This is a genomic window from Bacteroides sp. B1-V-101 (genome assembly GCF_023656585.1).
GTDB lineage: Bacteria > Bacteroidota > Bacteroidia > Bacteroidales > Bacteroidaceae > Bacteroides > Bacteroides thetaiotaomicron.
Window position 1 is genome coordinate 100,156 of record NZ_JAMOKH010000005.1, and the last position, 23,385, is coordinate 123,540.

At 39.0% G+C, this 23,385-nt stretch carries 12 protein-coding genes and 1 pseudogene; 1 reads left to right on the top strand and 12 read right to left on the bottom strand.

The genetic code is table 11. The features are described 5' to 3' along the window. The first annotated feature begins 267 nt into the window (after positions 1-267). Positions 268-1,489, top strand: a pseudogene (locus tag NBH01_RS06125) (IS256 family transposase). A 55-nt stretch (positions 1,490-1,544) separates the two neighbouring features. On the opposite strand, the gene NBH01_RS06130 reads toward NBH01_RS06125, so the two are convergent. From NBH01_RS06130 to NBH01_RS06185, 12 genes are all read right to left on the bottom strand, one after another. Then, a complete protein-coding gene (locus tag NBH01_RS06130) occupies positions 1,545-2,795 on the bottom strand; it encodes a Gfo/Idh/MocA family protein (RefSeq protein WP_062694410.1) in 1,251 nt (416 codons plus the stop codon). Positions 2,796-2,826: 31 nt separating this feature from the next. Next, positions 2,827-6,171, bottom strand: coding sequence for a DUF1080 domain-containing protein (locus NBH01_RS06135; RefSeq protein WP_048697606.1), 3,345 nt, complete (start codon positions 6,169-6,171; stop codon positions 2,827-2,829). A 26-nt stretch (positions 6,172-6,197) separates the two neighbouring features. Continuing rightward, positions 6,198-7,496 (bottom strand): Gfo/Idh/MocA family oxidoreductase, encoded by a 1,299-nt coding sequence (locus tag NBH01_RS06140; protein WP_048697610.1) that lies wholly within the window; start codon positions 7,494-7,496, stop codon positions 6,198-6,200. 42 nt (positions 7,497-7,538) lie between these two features. Next, the gene (locus tag NBH01_RS06145) at positions 7,539-8,798 is read right to left on the bottom strand and encodes a 3-keto-disaccharide hydrolase (RefSeq protein ID WP_048697613.1); all 1,260 of its coding nucleotides are present in this window, start codon (positions 8,796-8,798) and stop codon (positions 7,539-7,541) included. A 170-nt stretch (positions 8,799-8,968) separates the two neighbouring features. Continuing rightward, positions 8,969-10,417 carry an FISUMP domain-containing protein gene (locus NBH01_RS06150; protein WP_074705997.1) on the bottom strand — a complete coding sequence of 483 codons (1,449 nt, stop codon included), beginning with the start codon at positions 10,415-10,417 and terminating at the stop codon, positions 8,969-8,971. Between the two features lie 13 nt (positions 10,418-10,430). After that, positions 10,431-11,996: a DUF3472 domain-containing protein gene (locus NBH01_RS06155; protein ID WP_161800197.1), complete on the bottom strand. Its 1,566-nt coding sequence runs from the start codon at positions 11,994-11,996 to the stop codon at positions 10,431-10,433. 109 nt (positions 11,997-12,105) lie between these two features. Further along, positions 12,106-13,950, bottom strand: a complete 1,845-nt coding sequence (locus tag NBH01_RS06160) for a RagB/SusD family nutrient uptake outer membrane protein (RefSeq protein ID WP_055229376.1) — start codon at positions 13,948-13,950, stop codon at positions 12,106-12,108. Between the two features lie 11 nt (positions 13,951-13,961). Continuing rightward, positions 13,962-17,366 (bottom strand): TonB-dependent receptor, encoded by a 3,405-nt coding sequence (locus NBH01_RS06165; protein WP_225629800.1) that lies wholly within the window; start codon positions 17,364-17,366, stop codon positions 13,962-13,964. A 120-nt stretch (positions 17,367-17,486) separates the two neighbouring features. Then, positions 17,487-18,680: a FecR family protein gene (locus tag NBH01_RS06170; RefSeq protein WP_048697627.1), complete on the bottom strand. Its 1,194-nt coding sequence runs from the start codon at positions 18,678-18,680 to the stop codon at positions 17,487-17,489. A gap of 169 nt (positions 18,681-18,849) precedes the next feature. Then, entirely contained in the window at positions 18,850-19,467 is a 618-nt protein-coding gene (locus NBH01_RS06175; RefSeq protein WP_048697630.1) for an RNA polymerase sigma factor, read from the bottom strand. Between the two features lie 1,886 nt (positions 19,468-21,353). Further along, positions 21,354-21,800 carry a hypothetical protein gene (locus tag NBH01_RS06180; protein WP_048697631.1) on the bottom strand — a complete coding sequence of 149 codons (447 nt, stop codon included), beginning with the start codon at positions 21,798-21,800 and terminating at the stop codon, positions 21,354-21,356. Between the two features lie 47 nt (positions 21,801-21,847). Next, complete coding sequence (locus NBH01_RS06185; protein ID WP_153882589.1) at positions 21,848-22,003, bottom strand: hypothetical protein; 156 nt, start codon at positions 22,001-22,003, stop codon at positions 21,848-21,850. Between the last annotated feature and the right edge of the window lie 1,382 nt (positions 22,004-23,385).

Here is a 23,385-nt window from a genome sequence, read left to right on the forward strand (position 1 = left end):
AAAGCATAGCTAAAAAAGCAGAGAGATATTGAGAAGCTGATCAAAAGGTTTAATGAATTATGTGACATTGAGCGGGAATCCACTAATGAAATAAAAAATGAAATGGCGGGGTAAGCTAGAGGCAAATACTCAGTGAGCGAAGCGAATGATGATAGCATAACTTCCCGAAGGGGAGGGCACTATAAAATATTTTGTGTAAATTGAAATACGGGATTCATATTAGAGTCTCGTATTTTTATTTTATACATTTGTAAAATGAAGAAGATTATGAAAGAAAAGAATCATGTAGTGCCAGATGAAGTATTAAGTAAGGAGTTCCTTAGCCAATTCAAAACAGAATCCAATGTGAGCAAGTTTCTTAAACAGTTACATGCCCAAGTATTGGAGAAGATGCTTGAAGGTGAAATGGACGCATATTTAGGCTATGAAAAGAATTCTATAGCCGGGAATAATACCAGTAATTCACGTAATGGCAGCTATCCGAAGAAAATCCAAACCGAACATGGGGAGGCTGTTATTTCCATTCCCCATGATCGTAACAGCCAGTTCGAACTGATTGCAATGCCCAAACACGAAAGCAGTGGACTTTCGATAGAAAAGCTTGTTATTTCCTTATATGCCAAAGGAATGAGTGTTTTCGATATAGAGGAAGAGATGTGTGAGATTTATGAAATAGAACTCTCTACATCAGCCATTTCCATCATTACAAACAAAGTAAACCAGGCCGTTCAGGAATGGCAGAACCGCCCTTTGGATCCGGTTTATCTGATAGTCTGGATGGACGGAATCGTCTTCAAAGTACGGGGATAACGGCAAGATCATAAACAAGACCGTTTATCTTTGTGTCGTCCTGAAGCAGAATGGCCTGAAAGAAGTTCTTGGCATGTGGGTTGGCAAATCGGACAGTTCTTCTTTCTGGATGGGTGTACTGACTGATTTAAAGGTACGTGGAGTGCAGGATATACTGATTACCTGTATCGACAACCTGAATGGATTTACGGATACCATTCGTACCGTATTCCCTCAGTCGTCCACTCAAATCTATGTGGTACATCAGATCAGAAACTCCTGTAAATATGTCGTTTATAAGGACAAGAAAGAGTCTACGGCAGATATGAAGAATATCTATAATGCACCCAATAAGGAAGTTGCTGCCACAGAACTTGATAATCTGGAAAAGAAATAGGGAAGAAAGTACCCTTATGCCATACTTTCATGGAGAAACAACTGGGATGACCTGACTGTTTTCTTCCAGTTTTCACTGGAAATCAGAAAAATAATCTATACCACAAATCTCATTGAAAATCTCAACGGGAAAATCAGAAAGTACACGAAATCAAAGTTTTTATTCCCTTCTGATGATGCCGTGAAGAAAACAGTATATCTGTCACTAATGGAGATTGAGAAGAAATGGACATAGCCAATTCATAACTGGGGATTGATTATGAACCAATTTATGCTTATTTTTGAAAACAGAATACAGATATAAGAGGAAACTTACAACTGAATCCTGTTTCAATTTACACAAAAAATAGGACAGTGCCTTAAAAAACAATAATGCGTTCTTCTCTGCGGCTACGCTCCGCCTCATAGCAGATGAGATGGCTTTCTACAGAAACATCGATGGCAGTAGCGAGAGATTTTTTGCTGGAACGGACGGCTTCAATGAAATCCTCCATCAAAGCCAAGTCTGCTCCTGCATGAAACGGAGTGCCGGCAATATCCGAAAAATCATAGACCGTTTCTTCCCTTCCGCAAAACCGTTTTACGCGTAAAGTCGTTTCATCTCCGTCTATTTCTCCTTCCGTCAGGCAAATGTGTGTTTCCCGATTATCTTTCAAAGTAAATACATCCATTGAGAAATTAATCGTTACTTCACTTTCCATTTCCATAGATACAATCTGATGGTCTACCACATCGTTGTCACAATGATATACACAACGCCCGTAAATCCCTACATGTAATTGGTATTCAATCACATCATCAATCGTTTTACCCTCCGGTACATCAAAATTAGCGATCCACTCACGACGCTCACGATATAACTTTACAGCCGAAAACGGACAATCATTTTCAACACTGCAATCAATGCACCGATCGGCTGAACCTTTTGGGGCATTCGCACTGTGAAACCAACGCAGAGAACCGAACGAGGTTAACTTATGGCAACGGGTGCGTGTAAGCCATAACAGAAAATCGATGTCATGACAACATTTGGAGATAAGCATCGGATTGGTTATTTCCTCTTTACGCCACATGCCTCTCACAAACCCATGTGTAGAACGGTCTATTCCTACTGATGAACGATGATTTATTGAAATAATTCTACCTAATTCTTCAGTGTCAATCAGCTCTTTGATCTTCATGAAATACGGATGATATCGTAATACATGGCAAACTGCAACGATAACCCCTTTTTCTTTTGCAGCCTTGCCAATGGCAATGCATTCTTCCAGTGTCTGGGCTATAGGCTTTTCCAACAAAACATGAAACCCTTTGCGGATGGCCATCATGCTTGGCTCAAAATGCATGTTTTCGGGTGTACATATCAGGATGGCATCCGACTTGACAGGATTGTGAAAAAAAGTCTTATAATCGGAGCAACACTGCGAAGCGTCCAATCCAAAGCGTTCCGCTACTTTATTACGCCGGATGTCATTTAACTCCACAACTCCGACAAGCTGTACCTTGTCAGGGTTTATTTTTGCATATTCCAGATATTTGTTAGCCCGGTTACCGGCTCCTATCACTACGATGGAGACCGGTCTGCGGGCATCATTTGCCTTGATATTCATAAAGAAGTATGAAAGCTATCTTATTAGTTTTTTATTTGCTCAAATCCTTGATACGGATATTACGGAATTTCACTCCTGCACCATGTCCTAGAAATCCGATATGTCCCGACTTGTTGAAGAGTCCGGGATGATTCTTCCTGTCTACAGTATGTGGGTTCTTTGTAGAACCGTCTTCCGATACGTTGTGTCCCTGGCATGCTTCACGAATGTTTCCATCCAGTATAATTTCACCGTTTACAGTTACGGTAATACGATCTCCTACTGCACGGATTTCCTCGGTATTCCATTCACCTAATGCAGGGAACTTCACTCGTTTGGCAGGAATGATACCGTATACTGACCCATGTTGTTGATATTCACGTAATCCTTTATAAATAGGAGCGTCATGATCTAGTATTTGAATTTCCATACCTTCATATGCTGCGTCCACTCCCATCGGAGTGCGAATGCCTACGCCATTGTTGACACCTTCACGCATAAATGCAAACTCAAAGCGAAATACAAAATCGCTGTATTCTTTTACTGTATAGAGGTTTCCGCTACCACCGTATTGTGCAGTCACGTAGATAGTTCCGTCTACAGGTACATAGTCGGTTGTATTTCCTGTCCACTTGTGCATGGAAGTACCATCGAATAATATCTCAAATCCCTCCTTTGCTTCTTCTGCAGGAAGGTTGAATTTCGGAGTAGAAGGAAGTTCGCGGATGTACATCTCTCGGTATTCTACAGGTGTGCCTTCTCCTATCAGCATCAACTGACCTTTCACATAAGCCGGAATATTACGATCGCAGGAGTTTTCAAGGATAATATTGGTGGCGGTCACCACACCGTTCACACTGACAGTCACCCGGTCGTTCAATACCTTTACATAAACTGTATTCCATTCACCTGCTATATTATCGGCTACTTTTTCCGGTGTATTTTTTGTTTTTATGTTGCCGGACAAAGCCCCGGATTTATCACCGCCTAAGTCTATTTGCCGAATAGAACGCACGCCCAAACCTGCCTTGCCTGTGCCTTTCCATTCAAACCATAGTTCAAAGTTCTCATAATTGCCAGTACCCAGAATGGCATTTTTACCACCGGTATAAGCTATTCCATTTTCTGTAATCTTCCAAAGATCGCTAGTTGTGGCAGTCAATGCTTCGTGTTTTTTGATTTTCTTGGGATTCATTGAAGCCTTCTGAGCCGGATTCAACGCAATTACTGTCCATTCGGCATTACCGAATATCGGAATGTAGGCTGCCTGCGGAAGTCTTTGCAATATGGCATTAATGTCATCGATGGCATAACCGGCATCCGCATGACCAGCTTCCTTAAAACATGCAATTGCTTTTTCCAAAGCTTTGCGTACCGGTTCACCGCCGAAATTTTCAGAGTTCTTTGAAGCGATAGTTCTTACTGCCTCGGCAGCAGCTTCAGCCGTAGCCTTATTATCCATGTATTTTTCAACCAACATCAAAGCCTGATAAGTATGAGTTTCACCCAACAGGTTAATAAGGCGATTCTGTACTTTCACATCGGAAGCAATTTCCAATGCCCTGCGATACAATTGGTATTTTCGTATCGATGTATGGGCAGACTTGGCAACCAAACTTGTGTAGCGGTTTAATGCAGCTTGAGCATTCGTTTTGTCATTAACTGCAATGTTATAGAGAACCTCGATCATTTTTATATTGTCAATATTCACCAATGACGCGAATGCTTCCTGTTTGTAATTGCCATTGTATCCTTTTAGAATCTCAGCAATGGATTCAGGATTACCCGCTTGCGCAAGAACCGGATAGTACAAGGAAGGATTACAGGATTTGTTGACATATGGAATTACGGTAGCATATTGTTTATCTTTAGGCAAAGGCAGAACTGCGTTCCGCATCGCTTTCTGAATTTGAGGAATGTTCTTGCCACTCTCTTTTTCAATCAATCGGCTGAGACGTTCAAGATCTGACGGACCTACTACACCCTCAAGAGCCTTATAGGCAGCAGTGCGTACATCGTTTTCTGGTGAAGTCAGCATATTAAACACTTTATCGGTCGCTTCGTCCATACTGCGTGTAGAAGCAAGATTTAGTGCGGCAATCCGAATGGCTTTGTCCGCATCCAACGCTTTCATGATATTGTTGTTGATTTTACCGTTAAATGAGAGCAATGCTTTGGTTGCAGCATCGGCATGATTACTATTCAGTTTTGCAATTAGAGCTTCCAATGCTGTATCGCCGCCAATCTTTCCGGCAGCAGTAATGGCAGCAATGGCAATCTCCTCGTCGTCGGAGTCCATATTGGTTATTACGGCATCAATCTGTGAAACTACATGATTAGTACCGAACCAATTTAATATGTCAGCCTTTACTTTCTTATTGTTCTTTGCCTTTAATGTCTTTGCCAGGTTTGCATATAAGGTTTCATCAGCAATGTTTTCAGATAGGCGTAAAGCGTTCACTCTATATTCACGATTACTGTCCTTCAAAGCGGCAAGGATGTAAGAGACAGCTTTTTTGCCCTCTGCTTCAATAATTACATCGAGAGCAGCACCACGTACATAAGCCTTGTCAGTATCTTTTAGCAGTTTTTTTGCTGCATTAGCTGCGATATGTCCCTCGTCGTTGACAACCATTGTCTTGAGTAGTCGCAAATAGCAAGCAGTAACATCTGTTTCCGGTATCCACTCATACTTCGCTGCTTTGGCGGCTTTCTCCAATGTAGAAAGGGAGGCGGATGAACCGCAAATACTCAATGCGTGATAGATTGCTTTTTGAGTTGGAGCGTCTGCATTCTTCAACCATTCCAACAGTATAGGTTCGGCCGTTTTCAGTCTTTTTACGCCGACAGCATAGGCCAGTTTCTCTCGAGGAGCAACCTCTTTCTTAATGAGATCAAGAAGTGCCTCGTTTGCCCCTTCAGTATGTGCCAGTCCGTTGATAGCCCATTCTGCCAGATAAGCATCATGCAGGTATTTTACAAAAACAGGGATGTCCTCAACTGTTGCACAACGTTGCAACTGGCTCATTAGGAATGCTCGGTTTGGATTGTCAGTACACTTTTCAATGGCTTTTGCTAAACCTTTTCTCACTTCAGCCCTTTTGTCTGCTTTATCCGGAGCGGTAACATAAGAAACTACACCATACAAAGCATGCTCAATGGAAGCGTTCTTACCTTTGTCTGCCGGAACAAGCATTTCTCCCAACAGAACTATGCCGGCAGTACCGGTGGACATCAGTTCATTCATTATGTTGTTGTAGTCTTGTTGTTTGGCAGCAGGAAGCTGGTCTAACGCATCAGCTATAATAGTGGCAATAGTACGCTGGCGGGCATCCTGTGCCGCAATACTCCACGGCAATAAAGCTGCAAAAGTTAATGCCCAAAATATCTTTTTCATATCTTTCATTTTTCAGTATTAGTAGATTAAAGTTTCCAGGGATTTCTCATCGGCTGGTCAATCAATTGATTGGCGGCATCGTCGTTGATGAACTGCTGCGCTACTGGGTCAAAATGTAGTGTACGGTTCAGACGAAGGGCGCAAAGGGCCATATTTACGATGTTGCAGCTGCGGTGCCCGTTCATTTCATTCAAGGCGAACAGTTCCCTATTTTTGACACATTTGATAAAATCCGTGTTCTGCGGTTCCGGATCAGGCAGTTCAGCAATGATGTTCATTATGTCCGGAGCAGGCTTACCGTTTAATTCACATTCAAAACCTTTATAGACTTTACCTTTTGGACCTTCTATATACGGTACCTTATTGCCACTTTCAAACCCTTCACCTTCCAATACTATCTGGCATCCGTCTAGGTAAGTATAGGTAATCTTACGCCAAATACCGATAGCATCAGGATGTTGCTGGGGAGCATCTACTTCGACTTTGATAGGATTGGTATTATCTTTTCCCAATATGTATTGTACCGGGTCAATATAATGCTGTCCCATATCCCCCAGGCCACCTCCGTCGTAATCCCAATATCCCCGGAATGTGGAATGAACGCGATGAGAATTGTAAGGCTTGTATTGAGCCGGTCCCAGCCACATGTCATAGTCCAATTCTGCCGGGACTGGTTCCGGAGCAAGATTTTCCTTTCCTACCCAAAAGAATTTCCATGTGAAACCGGTAGCACCCGAGATGATTACTTTTAATGGCCAGCCAAGCAATCCGCTGTCTACCAGTTTTTTTAATGGTTCAACAGTAGTACCCAGTCCGTAGAAATTATCTTTAAAGCGAAACCATGTGTTCAGTCGAAATATACGATTATTCTGTTTCACGGCTTCCATCAAACGTTTACCTTCACCGATAGTACGTGTCATCGGTTTTTCACACCAGATGTCCTTTCCTGCTTTGGCTGCCTCGATGGCCATCAGACCGTGCCAGTGAGGTGGAGTAGCGATATGTACGATGTCTACATTCGAATCTTTAATTAGGTCGCGAAAGTCGTGATATGTCTGCAATGTTTCATTGAATTTCTTCTTGCCCAGGTCTACTGCTTTTTGTAGGTGGTTCTTGTCAACATCACACACAGAAACAAGGCGACACTGTTCATTACTTGTGAAATGGTAGCTACTTCTGCCAATTCCGCCTACTCCAATGATACCTTTTGTCAATTGATCGCTTGGAGCAATATGGTTGGGCCCACCCAATACTTTGCTTGGCACGATAGAGAACAAAGCGAGGCTGCCCATGCCTTTTAAAAATTTTCTTCTGTCAATTCCCATATTTTGTACATAAGTTATTGTTGTATATGTTTTAATACTGTCTTACAGTCTTGTCAAACGGATATTGCGCCACTGCACCTTGATACCGCCCCCGTCGTGAATCTGTAATGCGATACGTCCTTGTGTGGCACCAATCTTTTTGTCTGTCAAATCTGCCATCAGTTCACCGTTCAGCCATGTTTGTACATGCGCACCTTCCACGCGGATGCGTAAAGTATTCCAGTCTCCCTGTTTCAGGATATTTTCTTTTTCATCTGGAATTTGTACCAGCCAACCGCGCCCGTAAGATTCATAAATGCCACCGGTATCGTTGCCCGTCGGAGCCACTTCGCATTGCCAGCCGTGAATCTTGACCGGTGGCTCGATGAATGAACGGAAGAAGACACCGGAATTGCCATTAGCTAATTGCTTAAATTCCAGATTCAAGTCAAAATCGTTGTAATAATCGCGGGTAGTCAAATAACCGTATTGTTTGTCTTTTCCACTTTCACATACCAAACAGCCTTCTTTATCCACATACCACAATTCGGTTCCGTACACTTTCCAGCCGTTCAAGTCCTTTCCGTTAAACAGGAACTCCGTTTTAGCAGGTATCTTCTTGGATAATTCCTTTATTTTGATGTTGCGGAAGGAAGCAGGATAGCCATGATCCTGTAAACAGAGAACTCCCTTGCGCCCCAAACCATATTCAGGAGACATTTCCCATTTACCGCTTTCTTTGCGTTGAAACCAATCGTCGGTCCATGCCTCGAATTCCAAAATTTTATGTCCGTTTAAGTAATGTTCTACATGCCCATTATCGAACACGATGCGTGAGTTATTCCATTTGCCTTGTGGATTTACGAACATGGAGTCTGGGTCTGGAAGATGCATTGCATAGTCTACTCCCAGTTTCTGCCATTCTTCCAATTTGGTGGGAGCGTTTGTCTTTTCCCAACCTTCTACATCAATCAACTGATATTCAGGGCCGGTTACATACGGAACTTTAAAATAAGGATCTTCTACTACGTGATAAAGCATGCCGCTATTGCCACCGTACGAAAGTTTCCAATCCCAGTCAAGAATAAAATTGTCAAATTCCCGATCGGTTACGATATAACCTGAAAGGTCACTTCCGTCACCATTTGCTTGAATACATCCATCTACTACATGCCAAGGTTGTGTGAGTGAATCTCCATTATAGTCACGCCAGCCATTGAGTGTGTTTCCATCAAATAATAGTTGCCAACCGTCAGCTATTTCCGCTTTGGTCAAAGTGTTGTGTTGAGGAGCTGACACACAGGATGCCATGGTGGTAAGCATAGCACTTACAACGGTTCCAAACAAAGTCCTATTTCTCATTCGTTTCAAAATTTAAAATTATTAATTATATTAACAATGTGACATATTTGTTCTTTTTCCAATCATACTATCGACGGATTTTTCTGCCAATAGTATGATTGTTGATATAGAAAACTCTGTAAAATGGATTGTTATTGATGATTGTCGATTCGGACAAGACGAATGGAACAAGCATCCGTGACATGATTCCATTGGCGTACTCCGGCTTGATCGGCCGCTTTGCCGTCTCTCTCTGCTAAGTTATATCCTTGACCTGCATTTCCATAGAAGAAAAACGCTTGCCCTAAATAACCTAAGGCAAAAGCTCCGTTGCTATATATTTGTCCGGCAGGCACTATACTTAAACCTGTTAAATCGGATACTGTATTAATATCAAACGCACCATTGCCGCCGTTGTTCCAATTGTATCCCGGTGCCAATAATGTTCCCAGTTGGTCCTGTCCGATATACTTAAACAAGCGTTGCCAGTCAGTTACATTACCCATTAATCCGTTACTATTATTTCCTCCTCCGGTAGAGATACGCCACAGACCATCCACAATGCTGCCGGCTAATAAGTCTTCATCTGCCACTACTTTACTTGTGTATAAATAACCATATAAGGAAGCATCAACATCAGAGTCACCACCTGGGTATGTATAAGATGCAACTTGTTGATTCAAAGAATTCATAGCACTAAATGGTATCTCCGAACCATCACCAAATTTTGTTGTACGGAGGTTAGTCCCCAACCATACTTCACTACCTATTTTGACAGTTGGATATGAATTGCCTGATATATCCGCTACTAAATACGGCTCAGCCACAACTTCAACAGCATTTTCTTGTTCCTCTGTTGTAATACCGAAAGCAGAAAGATAAACTGTTTGAACAGCATTAGAATTGCCGGCTACATAATCAAGTGTATTTTCGTTATAGTTGAATGCTACTGTTCCTCCGTTTTTGTCGATGTCGGACACATTGCCGTCATCGTCTACCAAATATGCGACCAACCCTCTGGTATAATCAGCCGCTCCACCTTGACCGGTATAAACAACGACAGCCTTTGAAGCAATATGATCATTTTTTAGATACTCCAGACAGATTTCCGCAACTTTTAATTTATCATCCATCACCTTATAAATCTTGCTTATATCAAAATTCTCGACAGAAGGAATTTTGAATTTATAGACTTTCTCTATCGGATAAATAGGTTCTGCTGCTTTTGCTTCCTGCACTACTTCAATCTTTCGAGTAACTGAAAAAACCTTTATAGTTAGAATCGTAGAACGTGCAATCATTCGTGGATTATCTTCCAATGCAAGCGATATCCTATTTCCTTCGAGTGTTACGCTGCACCATCTTTCTGCATCGGAAGGAACGTGGAAAGAAATTGTCGAGTTATCCATGTTGGATATAATCTCTATTTCTCCTGCTGCTTCTTTGGCCGGCAAAGTAATGCTCTCTTCCGGTGTTATCAATACTGTTGGTGTAATGCCTGGATCACCGTTGACAGTTACCGAATAATAATCGTCGCATGCATTCGTTGCTAATGCGAGGACAAGCAACATCGTGGCATATATAAATTTTATCTTTTTCATTATTTTGAATTATTTATTCAACAGATGGAATATTCTCTAATCTCTTAAAGTCAATGTCTGGAGCTGTTCCACTGGAAGGACGGGTAAAAATCTTTCCATATTCCGTATGATCATCCGAGAAGCCGAAACTCTTTAGAACGAAACCACAATTCTTCTCATCGACCGAGCCGGAATAGTCGTATCTCAAACCCTGTATTCCCGTATTGTCACAGGTGAATTTAGCTGTCGTAATCTCTTTCCAGTCGCCTGACGCAAGCCGTACCCACTGGTTTTTGTAGAGTACGGAACGGGTATAGATTGAGTTTACCGGATCGAAGTTCTCTAGGAATGAATGAGCTCCCTTATACCATGTATTTGTGTCCGGACGTAAGAAAGATGCGATTAGCTTCCATTCATTGTCTGCATAAAAATAGGCTGTATAAATGGTGTTTCCGTTTCCGTCCGGTTTCACCTGAACAAGCGCTTTGTACACCGTGCCAGCTTTCCAACCGCAATGTAACCAACTTTGTCCACCGCTTCCTTCATTTCCAAACTCTCCGACAGTGACATTCTTACCTTTGCGTAATAGCTTCACTCTTTTGTCCTCTGGTATGTCACTAGGATTGTCAGTAGAATAAGGGCTCCAGACAGAGAACAAAATAGTGTGCTCACCGGAACTCGTTTGTTGAATACCCATATAGCCTTCGGAGAACCCGTTCATCATATAGTATGAACTATTTCGGACATTTTCTTCTGTGACCAAAACTTCATTATAGAAATACTCAACATTAGCTTCGGGCATTGTATACCCCCAATGCACGGAAGCTCCTCTACGAAAGAAGTAACAATTCAACTTATCTTCAGCCATTTTTTCTTCTGTTACAAAATGATTGTCGCCCATTGTCGCCTGTCCACCTATCCGGAAACCAGTGACATCACCGAAAGATTTACCGCTTCTTGATACTCCCTGCATATCCACCCGGATATATCCCGATTTTTTTATCGGAATTGTAGCAATACCGTATATTTTAGAAGTAGGACCACTGATAGTAACATCATACGTTTTGTCCCGTATCTTGAAGCGTACGACACTATTTCCGGTTTCATTGCTTCCAACGACTGCCAAATTCATATTACCAGTTTCGCCCACATGGAAGTAGGTGCTGCTAACAATTGTTTTGTCCATCCATGTATCCTTGAATTTACCGGTATAGAGGTCTATTTCGGAAGAAGCTGGAGGAGTAGTCATATACGAGTTTCCGGCAAAAGGAATAAAAATCGGTACATCCGCTTCGTTAAACGATACTGTCGGATTCTCCTGAATTTCACCGTCTGTCGATTTTTGAATGATAGTGATTTTACCTAACTGAACCAATGAAGCGTTATCCAGAATATAAATATATCCTTCTCTGCTTAGTTTGGAAGTATTTGTCGCTATGTTCCAAAGAGTCTCTTTGGTGCCGCTAGTTGCTTTCACCCACTCTACACTAGGTACATATTTTAGTGCTACTGTAGGGTCACTTGGTGTGACAGTAAACGAGACACTGCCCCCTTTACCTTCTACAATTATCTCGTCGGAAGGAGTAATAGTCAATGTCACCTGTTTAGTTTTATTTCCATCAATTTTTTCATTACCACAAGCTGATGAAAAAACTGTTAGAAATAGACATAAAATACAATAGAGGTTCATTTTCATAATCATTTTCTTATTACCAATATTTGTTTTGAACCATTTTTTCATTGTTATCCAAGTAAGTCTGGTAAATAGGCCATAAATACATTTTCTTCAAGAATATTCGTTTCTGTATTTCTGTTCGTTTGAAGAAATCATTATTGGTTTTAGCATCCGTATTCATACCAGAAATCGGGGTTTCAAAAACTTTTTCCGCTTCTTTCCAACGACGGATATCCATATAACGCATTCCTCCTTCAAATGCAAATTCTACTCTGCGTTCATGGTGAATCGCTTCACGCATTTCCGATTGTGACAAACCGGATTTTAAAGCAGGCAGTCCGGCACGTTCACGAATTAGATTTACATACTTTGTAATATCTGTATGTCCTGGATTATATTCATTTAGTGCTTCTGCATAATTCAGATACATCTCTCCTAAACGAACAATGATCCCCGGTTTATAAGGATAAGACCCTGAACGGGTGGCAGGATGAATGGCCTTATTAATTTGATAACCAGCTATTGGACTATCATGCGAAGGTTTACCATCTTGCCCTCCGTTCAAAAAGTTGTGTTGCCTCTTGTCATCATCGAACGAACAATATTTGCCATGAAAACGAATGTTGGCATAAAAACGGGGTTCTCGATTAACGTACATATTATATGTACCTTTCGGTGTCACCAATCCTTCTTTCTTATCCGCACTACCATAGGTATATTTCGTAGGATAATATGTATCTTCAGTAGAGAATCCTTCTTCTACATATCCTGAACCTAATTCATCGATGCTTAAGCCATTTTTCATAAAGAAAGCATCCACGATGTTCTGTGTGGCACTGATACAACCTGCAAAACCGGATTTGCGAGGCATTAAATGGTATTCATATAATGAACTTGTTTTTCCTGGGAAGGCCATTATAATTTCCGGGTTCTGTTCAGTAGTAGTCAGATATAAATTGGTACAGGACATTAATGCATCAATGGAACCGTCTTCCAGGTACTCTTTGTACAAATCATATTCAGGAAGATCAATAACCAACTTGGCTGCTACTGCTGCTTTCTCCCACTTTTTGTTATCTTTGCTTTGACTAAAAAGTGGAGTTCCGTCTTTATTGACGACATCCTTGAAATCTTCATTCCCGTTAAATAATGGGCTGGCTGCAAACATTAGCATACGGGCGCGCAATGCCAGACATGCACCGGAAGTGGGACGTCCGATGTTTACATTATCATAGGAAGAAGGTAGTATCTTGGAAAGTTCCATAAATTCATTGTCCAAGTAGTTTACGATTTCATCATAGGGAGTGCGCTCTTTTTTCAGTACCTCACCCGAATCATTTACGTCCATTAATGAAGTAATCAATGGGAACGGTCCGTACACCTCCAGCATTCTTGAGTAATAGTAAGCAATTAGGAACCGAACTTCATTCTTATATCGTTCTACTAGTTCGACTGTTTGTCTCTGGTCTGGAATCTCTTTTACTCTTTCCAGGAAAATAAGTCCTGAACGCACTTTTTGATAGGTCTCTTTCCACAGATTTTTTCCTGGAATAATTTGTGTAGGTGTCCAACTTCCTTGTTGTACATTCATCAGATTTCCCCAACCAAACTGTCCCAGTGACGAAGCCATTTGTGTCTCATCACTCATCATGTAATAGCCATATCCGGCAAAATTCATGTATTCCCACAAGGGATCGGGTACAAGATTATAAACACCTGCCAACCATTGCTTTGTATAATCTGCATTGTCAAATACAGCATCTATAGTCAGCATATCATCCGGTTCTTTATCCAAGTAATCGCAAGAAGAGAAAAACGGGATGACGGCAACAGCCAGCATCATTGTTTGGATATATTTTTTATATGTATATTTTTTCATTGTACGTAAGATTAAAATGTTACTTGAAAACCAAATGAATATACCTTCATTAAAGGATATTTCATTCCGTCACTGGAATTGATTTCCGGGTCCCACATATCAAATGCAGCCCATGTTAACAGATTGCTTCCTCTGAAGAAAATACGTGCGTCACGCATCATCGCCGCTTTCTGCCATTTTTTTGGGAAAGTATAGCCTACTTCAAGATTTTTCAAACGCAAATAAGAAACATCTTTTAACCACCATGTAGAATATTGCATGTTGTTAGAACTTTTATTGGTGGACAAACGAGGCCAGAATACCTGTCTATACGGATCACTCGGATCCCAACGGTCATCGCAGTTGGCATAAATATTGCCCAATCCACCACCGCCACTGCCGGGAATCAGTAAATCTCCTTGAATCATATTGGATACATTTGTAGAACCTTGGAAGAATGCGCTGAGATCAAAACTCTTCCAACGTGCACTGAATCCGAATCCATATACAATCTCCGGAACAGAAGGACGACCGATAGGTTGATAATCATAGGCATCCACTTTACCATCATGATTGGTATCTTCATAACGAATATCACCGGGTTTTACCGGTTCGAATGTATGGTCGGGGATTCCGTTCACTAATGTCCCGTCTGCTTTAAAATCCTCTTCCTGAAACAGACCGATAGCTTTCAGTCCGTAATATGTGTTCAATGGATTTCCAGTACGTGCACGGGTTGTTTGTTTCATAGTCTCGGATTCGTCATATTCTACAATTTCATTACGACTGAAAGTGAAATTACCTCGTAATGATAAAAAGAAATCTTTTCCAAAACTCTTGTTTACTTCCAGACTGGCATCAAATCCCTGATTTTTTACGATACCGAAGTTTGCCCATGGATTTGTATTGAATCCTGCTGTTTCCGGTATGGTCTTTCTTTGCATAAAGATATCTTCCCTTTTTTCATGGAAATAATCGGCTTGTATATTGACGCAGTCCCATAGGCCGATTTCAACCCCGATATCTGTTTTCTTTACGGTTTCCCACGATAAATCTTCAACCCCGAAGTCTCCTTCGAATTTTCCACCTATACCTTGGTTGCCTGTAAGTCCGTAAGTAAATCCATTTCCACTGTTTATCGTAGATAGGAAAGCAAAACGTCGTCCTGCCAACTGGTCGTTGCCTACCAAACCGTATGAGCCACGAAATTTCAATTTAGATAATACGGAGAGGGCATTCTCCATGAATTTTTCGTTGGTCACAAGCCAGCCACCGGCTACGGAGGGAAAGAATCCCCATTTGTTCCCTTTACTAAAGTTCTCTGAACCGTTATACCCGAAGTTTCCTTCGATGAAATATCTGCCTTTATAGCTATATGACAAACGAGCAGCGATACCTTGTGTACGATACGGTAGTGAATAAATGGCTGAAGCTGCGTCTGCATTTACATAATCCCGCATATTATACAACAATAGTCCGTCTATTTGGTGATTATCTGCGAGCAGACGGCTGTAAGACAGCTGACCTTCCAGGTACATGGTGCGATTGCCGCCGGCTTCTTTTGCATACTGCAAGTAATCATCTCCCTGGTTCGTGATACTGGTCAATAAATTCCCTTCTTCGTCACGTCCGGTTGCCATATAAGTAGTTTGTGTTTTTCTTCTCAAAAATGAGTTCCAAGCATAGGTATCGAATGAGAAAGTGGCTTTCGCTTTCAATCCTTTCAGTGGATGCCACAACTTGCCGATATCCTGTGTTACGGCAAATACAGATTGCAAACTGCTCTTGTAGCTTGAAATAAATCCTGAATGTGTAGCGGCTGCCCACGGATTAGTTTGTGATGTGTTGGCTGGAATCTGTCCGTTAGAGTAAACGGTGGGATGGACAATCGGAGTATTTTTAAAGGCCAGATAGATGATGTCCGTAAAAGGAGCGGCATTTGTCGAGAAGCCGGGTGTGCGCTGGTTCATGATGTATCCTCCCAAGCTTACGTTAATTTCAGTGGAAGGGGTTAGATTCATATCCAAATTGGTACGTATATTATAACGTGACAGATTATTGGATGTATTATATTCCACTCCCGGATCTGTTACTGTCATACCGGTCTCTCCGTGATAAGCCAATACCATACTATAGCGTAATCGCTCAGTACCTCCATTGATGTCTAAAGAGACACGTCCATTGGGTACATGGTCTTTGGTTATTGTTTTCAACCAGTTTACGTTAGGATATAAATCTGGATCGGTACCATTGCGAGTGGCATCGATTGCTGCTTGTGTATACATATCCTTTCCAGAGGAAAACTGACTCGCCACATTCATAACTTCCATATATTTGGCTCCGTCTACAAATTCGGGAAGCATGGTCGGAGCAGAGAAACCATAGTCAGCCTTTATCTGAATGCGAGGCTTACCAATCTGACCGCGTTTGGTTTGTACCAGAATCACACCGTTAGCTCCTCTAACACCATAGACTGCTGTTGCAGTGGCATCTTTTAAAACAGAAAAAGATTCAATTTCTTCTGGAGAGATATTGCTCAGGCTACGCTCGATTCCGTCAACCAAGACTAACGGAGTTGTTCCCGCACCAAAAGAGGAGATGCCACGAATCCAAAAATCAGAAGTATCATTCCCAGGCTCGCCGCTTCGTTGCACAGCAATAACACCAGCTACTTGTCCGGCGAGGGCATTTGTAACAGAACGGCTTTGATTCACTTGTAAAGCGGCAGGTTTCATGGTGGTAATAGCTCCAATTACACTTTCTCTCTTTTGTGATCCGTATCCCACTACAACTACTTCCTCTAATCCTTTTATATCAGGGTCCAGCTTTACGGACATATTCGTTTGTTTTCCTACTACAATTTTTAATGGAACAAAACCTATATAAGTAAACTGTAAGACGGAGGAAGGACCTGACACATTGTAAATTGAGAAATTTCCATCCATATCTGTAATAACTACATTGTTGGTTCCTTCTTCTTGTATGTTTACCCCAATTAAAGCTTCTCCTTTTTCATCGGTTACGTGTCCTGTAATCTTTAATGGAGTTTTCGGGATGACCGTTTGAGCCTTCTTGCTTACTGTTATTTGTCTATTAGTTATCTTATAACCCAAACTTGTTAAATGTAAAACTTTATCTAATATTTTGTCCAGTGTTTGCTTATTGACATGGATACTAACTTTTTCGTTTAATTCTGTAAGTAACTCGTCCGAATAGATAAATACGTATTTGGTATTTTTTTCAATAGTGTTAAATACCTCACGTCTCGTTACGTTATTTAAATTCAGCGAAAGCTGCGGTAACTGCATCGTAGCGACTTCTGCCAGCGATGGAACAGTGAAAGTTACATATAAAAGGAGTAAAACTATGCGTTGAACATTCAACATCCTTTTATATAAATAAATATTCATTAATTTCAAATGAGCCATTTTTCTCATACATTTGATTGTTTTTAGAATTGCTTTTAATATTTTATTAGTAAGCTAAATTACGCCGGATAGTATTGCCGTATTATCCGGCTTTTTATTTCGTTTATTTTACCATAGGCTACACTGTTTTTAAGGGTTTATACTAATTGTTATCTCATTCTGATTGGGGGTATATTTCACGCCGAATATTTCCTCAATTATTTGCAATGTTTCATTTATGTCGTCAAACAGTACTAATTTACCGGTACATGATTTTGCTGCTGATATTTCATCACAATGTATTTTTATGCCATAATAGCGTGACAGCCGAAGAACAATGTTTTCCAACCGTTCACTCGTAAATTGCCATATTCCGTCTTTCCATGTAATATATTGAAGTGCATTCACATCAGTGACTTTGTTCCCGGGTTGATCAGTTTTGTACATTTGGTTCGGATGAAGGAATATTTCTTCAGCTTCTTTTTCTTTCGTCAATACTGACACGCTACCTTCCACCAACACGACTGACTTATTCAGATCTGCCTTGTAGGATGTGACATTAAACTTAGTTCCATATACCCTTACGTCAAATTCGGATGTGCGTACATAGAAAGGAGATGTTTCGTCTTTTGCGACTTCAATGTATATTTCACCATTGACGTAGATGCCGCGTCCTTTTTTCTCCATATTTGCTGGAAACCGGAGCTCGGTACCGGAATTTATCCATATTTTCGTGCCATCACGTAATGTTAGAAAAGAACGCTTGCCATAAGGTACCAGCAAAGTGCTGTATTCGACGTCTGCATCTATTTGTGATTTGTAGCTAGAATTTGATGAACGTCCATTTACTTCAATTTCGTCTTTCTTCGACCAGCTGATATCGGCATCTTCTGCCATTGTTATTGTTTTCTTGTTACCTATTATTAATCTTACATCCTGAATTGTATCCAACCTTACGGACTGAACATCCGATAGCATTACATTGATATTTTCTTCTGTTATGTTTGTTAATGGAGATACTGAAAAAAATAGTAATATCAGGCCTGCTGCTACACTGGTAGTCCAATAAATGAATCTGCGAATTTTATGACGGTGGTAACGTGCATATATATTCTTGAGAATTTCATCTTCTTTTTGGCAGGAAAGCGCTGAGCGATTAATAGCTATTGAATGTAACGTTCGGATAGCATTGGTAATATTAGCCTCTTGATGTGGATTTTCTTGTAGTACCTGTTTCCAATAGTTGTCTAATGTTTCTGTAGACAACAATTGCCACTGGAGAAATAAATCATCTTTCAAGAAATCCTTGACAGAGTAATTTTTGTATTTGGTATTGACAGGCATAGTTTATTTTCACTTTTAATCAGGTTAACAATAAACAAGTTTCGGACTTGTTTATAATAAAGACGATACCCAGATTTTTTTGCCATTAAAAAAGAGATATTTTTTTCATTTTTTTTTTTGAGAACTATTTTTGAGGGCAATTGTATAATAAATGCTGGAGGATATTGACTTATAATATAAGTATGTCGGCTGCAAAATTTGGCTGATTGTATAGAAAGAGTAAAATGAAAATGCCTGATTCTTCATTGCGTATATGTTCAAGTGCCCGAGATACCAGGTTTCTTGCAGATTTGGAGTTATTCATATTCAGCAAATCCGCAATTTCTTCGTATTCCATATTATATATATATCGCAAGCATACGGCTTCTCGTTGCCGGAATGTCAATTGTTCCAATAATAATTTGATTTTTTGGCTTAGTTCAAAGCGTTCTTCTTCTTCAATCAAGGAGTCCAATATTGTGACGTCATTTACAGTGAAGTCAATCCGTTCATATACTGCTTCTTTGTTGATTTCTGATTTAAGTATATCAATAAGCCTGTTTTTTAATGATTTAAAAAGAAAATATTTTAAGTTTTGTACATTTTTTAATGAGGAAGGATTGGATAATATTTTATAAAATACATCTTGAATTGCGTCTTTTAGTCGTTCATCGTTACTTGTTAAGGCTTTCCCATAAGAGAAAAGTTCTTGGACATGCTCTTTATATAATAGAGAATATGCTTCATGATCTCCATGAAGAAAGCGGTTTATAATATTTAATTCTCTATTATCCAAATTCTTTTTCATTTTGTATTCTTTATTAAACACTAAATGTATTTTGTATTAGCAAAATTATATTATAATTTGAAATTTTATGCATTTTAAAGTGTGTTTTTTGTGATTTCTCGTGATTTTTTTAGGATGAGTAGTTTACATAAAAAAAGATCTTGTATACTATATTTGATTTTTTAGTATATAAGAGTGATGGATGGTGAAAGATTGAAGATGTCTTTGCTTTCTTATCATTGTGGCGAGTCTCTATACGGCAAATCTTGTCACTGATACTTTTTGGAAGTTCTTTTACAAATTTAATCACATATAGATATTTGTAGATATTTTTTATATATTCGCGTGATTCTGCAATTCTTTAATTAGTTCTTCTTAGTCACTTGCTGATGATCGAATGTTTTGTACGTTCTCTGTTATTATTGCTCCAACTGAAATAACTGTTAGTCTCGTTTTTCATTCCTGCTTCAGAGTCTGTTCTGAATTTTTCTAATCTTGTTATGAGTGCTTTGGTCTTTTCTATTCCGTTTTTTTAATTTTTTTCTTTTGGCATATTGTTGATTGTTTGAGGCTTGGTAATTCGGTTAACAGGCATACCTTTCTTATTACCGGTTATTACAAACTCTCTTTTTGGGTTATATTGAATAAAAAGTTTCTATGTTTAAAATCGGAAGTGACGGATAACAGTAGATATCCCTGAAGAAAGTATGACATGTAAAGCGCTACCTGTCATCCTTTCATCAAAATAAACGAGAATTGGAGAAAATCTTGCCCTTGCTAATTTGATAATCTGAATTGTTTACATGCTCTTGATTGTTAATAGTTGATTCTTTTCTTCTTATTTGATCTTAATAAATGTCATTTTTTAAGCATTGTGTCTTCAATGTTATAAAATACAAAACCCCTATCGTGACTGACAGGGGGTATTATGTTTTTTCATTAGAGGAATGTAGAATTTAAAGCAAGTACTTATAAACTAGAATTGTCTATTTATCTAAATGATTAAAGTATTTCTAATAAGTTCTGCTACTGAAATAGATCTGAGGACAATCATGCTTTCGTATTGGGGTTGATTCTCTTCTTTGTATTCCAATTCACAGATTGTTTGTTTTTGGTGGATGATACCGGGGCTGATTCTTTAGATTTCATACAGTGCAGTATCATATATCAGATTAGTACTTATTCCGAGGATGTCATGAATGGCATTAGGGTGTGTTTTTCGTACTATTGATCGTGACAAAAATAGCAATTTATTTCTAATATTGTTCTTCCGGAGGTGCATTATTTTATCTGTGGTGGGGATATTTTATATTTGATAGTTAGTGATGAGATATTCTTCTGATTCTGTTTTTGATAGCAGCTTGTTATAAGTCGCATTTTTAGGGCGTTATTTCTTTGTAGATACCTGGGGAATAATTATTTTTGTTCTCAGTTTAGTATCAGTGTGAATCTTCCGTCGTAGCTACTCTTTGTGAAAAGAGTTACGGCTTGTTATAGTTTTTTTAAGCGGTGTGAGTTAATACTTTCATCGCTTTGTTTGTTGTTTACGGTGGTATTATGTTTTAATGATATAACAATCGTCCCGTTCCACTTGGTATTGTGCCTGATGAGTAATTAAAGAAGAATTATGTCTACGACAGTTTTTCTGTATATCATATCACTGTTATCCAATACAAATGCTTTGTTTATTAATTGTGCAATTTTAATTGTTGTATATTGCAATAATACATCTTTGTGAGAAGGTGATCATTGCACACTAGTATTTTTTATGTTAAAGCGATGTGAGCTCCCCTAAAGAACTTTCATCGCTTTGTTATTATATTGGATTCTTTTGAAAAGTCGTATTGCCTTTCACAAGTTTCACGGCTTAGTAGCACGAAATAATACTCAACCATAAAGAATATCAATTATCGATGTTCGTCCCTATTCCTAATGTAAGCACATCCGTAGATTCTATTTTTACCATATTTCCAGATGTAATATAGTGCATGTACCTTTCCTTCGTTTTGAATGATAAAATCATGTAGTTGCCTGTTTACATCATTTTCCACACAAGCTATAATCTTCCCATTGTCTTTCCTCTTTATTATAACGGCATTGTCATATTGATTGTTTCCTTCTGCTATTGCATATCCGTGATGTACTCCATAATCAGCCTGCTTTAGGCATTTGTATTGCATCCCGGTAAGTTTGTAGCATCCGTATTTTTCATACTTAAGTAGCTTGACACATTCTTCGCTGAAAGTTTTATTGGATCTGTGCAGTCTGCTGGTGTTCTTGAGTTTCTTGTTTTCTTTTCGTATAATCCATATGGCAGCTACAATGGTAATGCCGATAAGTAAAAAGGTTTCCATGAGAGTCTTGTGATTTAAGATATTCTGTAACAAAAGTATTCAATATTTTAATTATTTGCAAATGATTCATACATAAATAGATTTATTCCATTGGATTTTTGAGTAGGATAAAGTTTATGTTGTTTCTTAAATTCAGGAAGAAGTTGTATTTTTGCTTGTCCTAAAAATAAAATGGAAAGTGATTCATTTTCTTTCTGTAGCATGCTCTTTGTGAAAAGGGTCTCATGCATTAAATTGTTTACAAGCGGTGTTAGTCGTTGGATTATCATCGCTTTATTTATTTTCTCTTATTTGAATAGTAATTATTTTCAAGAGGAGAGGTTGTCTATATGAAGAGGAATAATATAGTGGAGAAATTTGCAGATTGATTTGTTTGATAATGTCTTTGTGGTTATCTATTGCTTAAAATTAAGGCTTTCTGTAAATAATGATTTTTTAAGTAAACCAACGGACTTTGTTTTTTGTTTATTTTAGAAATAAGAGATTTGTCTATTGTTTTTAGAATCTCTAAATATTGTACCCTTTGTGAAAAGCGTTCCAGTATTTGTCGTGTTTTATTGTGCGATGAGAGTCAGCGGATTCTTGTCGCTTTATTTTTTCTTTGGTTCAATAAATACTCCATAAAATATTAATGATGTTTTATTGAGCGGTATACTTCAGAATTTGAGATGTATATGATGTTTTTTGTGTTAATAATTTGCGATATATAAATTTCCATTATAATTTTGCAGGACGTAAACATGTGGGTTGTGAAACTCAATAAATGGAATAGTTAGTAAAGTCAAAGTTAAGTTTTTGTATTAAGAAAGGGCTTCTACTTCAGCGGAGGGTTATGGGGCTCTTTTCGTGTTTTAGGTAATGCCAATGATGTTTCAGGTTATCTAATAATTTAGAGGTTGATATGGTCCTATGAGAAAAACGGCAAGATATAATATTGTTTTTATGATGCGCTAAATAAAATAGCCACAGTTTTTATTCAAAGGATGAATTTCTCTATGAAAGAAACGTTTTATTTGAGAAATTCATTTATGTGCACTCTTTTTTTGAATTCATTATGCTTTAAGAAGACAGCATTCAAAGTAAACAGCCTAGATTTTATCATCGAGTTAGCTGGAGGCAAATAGTCAGTAAACGAAGTGAGTGGTAATATACATAACTCCTGGGAGGAGACAAAGTGTTATAAAAAGTTGTGCAGATTGAGGTAAAATGTATAAAGAAAAGTGTTTTTTGAAGAATATTTTATAACACTATCCTGCCTGTTTGACTTTTGGTTATAGCTTCTCAATATCCGTAAGTTATTTCTTTATTACGGGTGGTATGGCGGTTCCTTATGTTACTCATATCGGTCAGTTTAACAGTCTATACATTGGATCTTTTTGTATAGAACCATATTGTCAAGAGAGCTTCGCACTAAACCATTATTGGTAATGCACGCTTTTTTAGGCTACTATTGACGGAACAATGAGTTCAGACGCAATGTTGAACAATTACTTGTGCGACTTTTTGTCACAAGAAATACTTAAAGATGCAAAAAAGTTATTAACTCGCGATGAATTAGTTGTCTTACATTTTATTATTTTAGGAA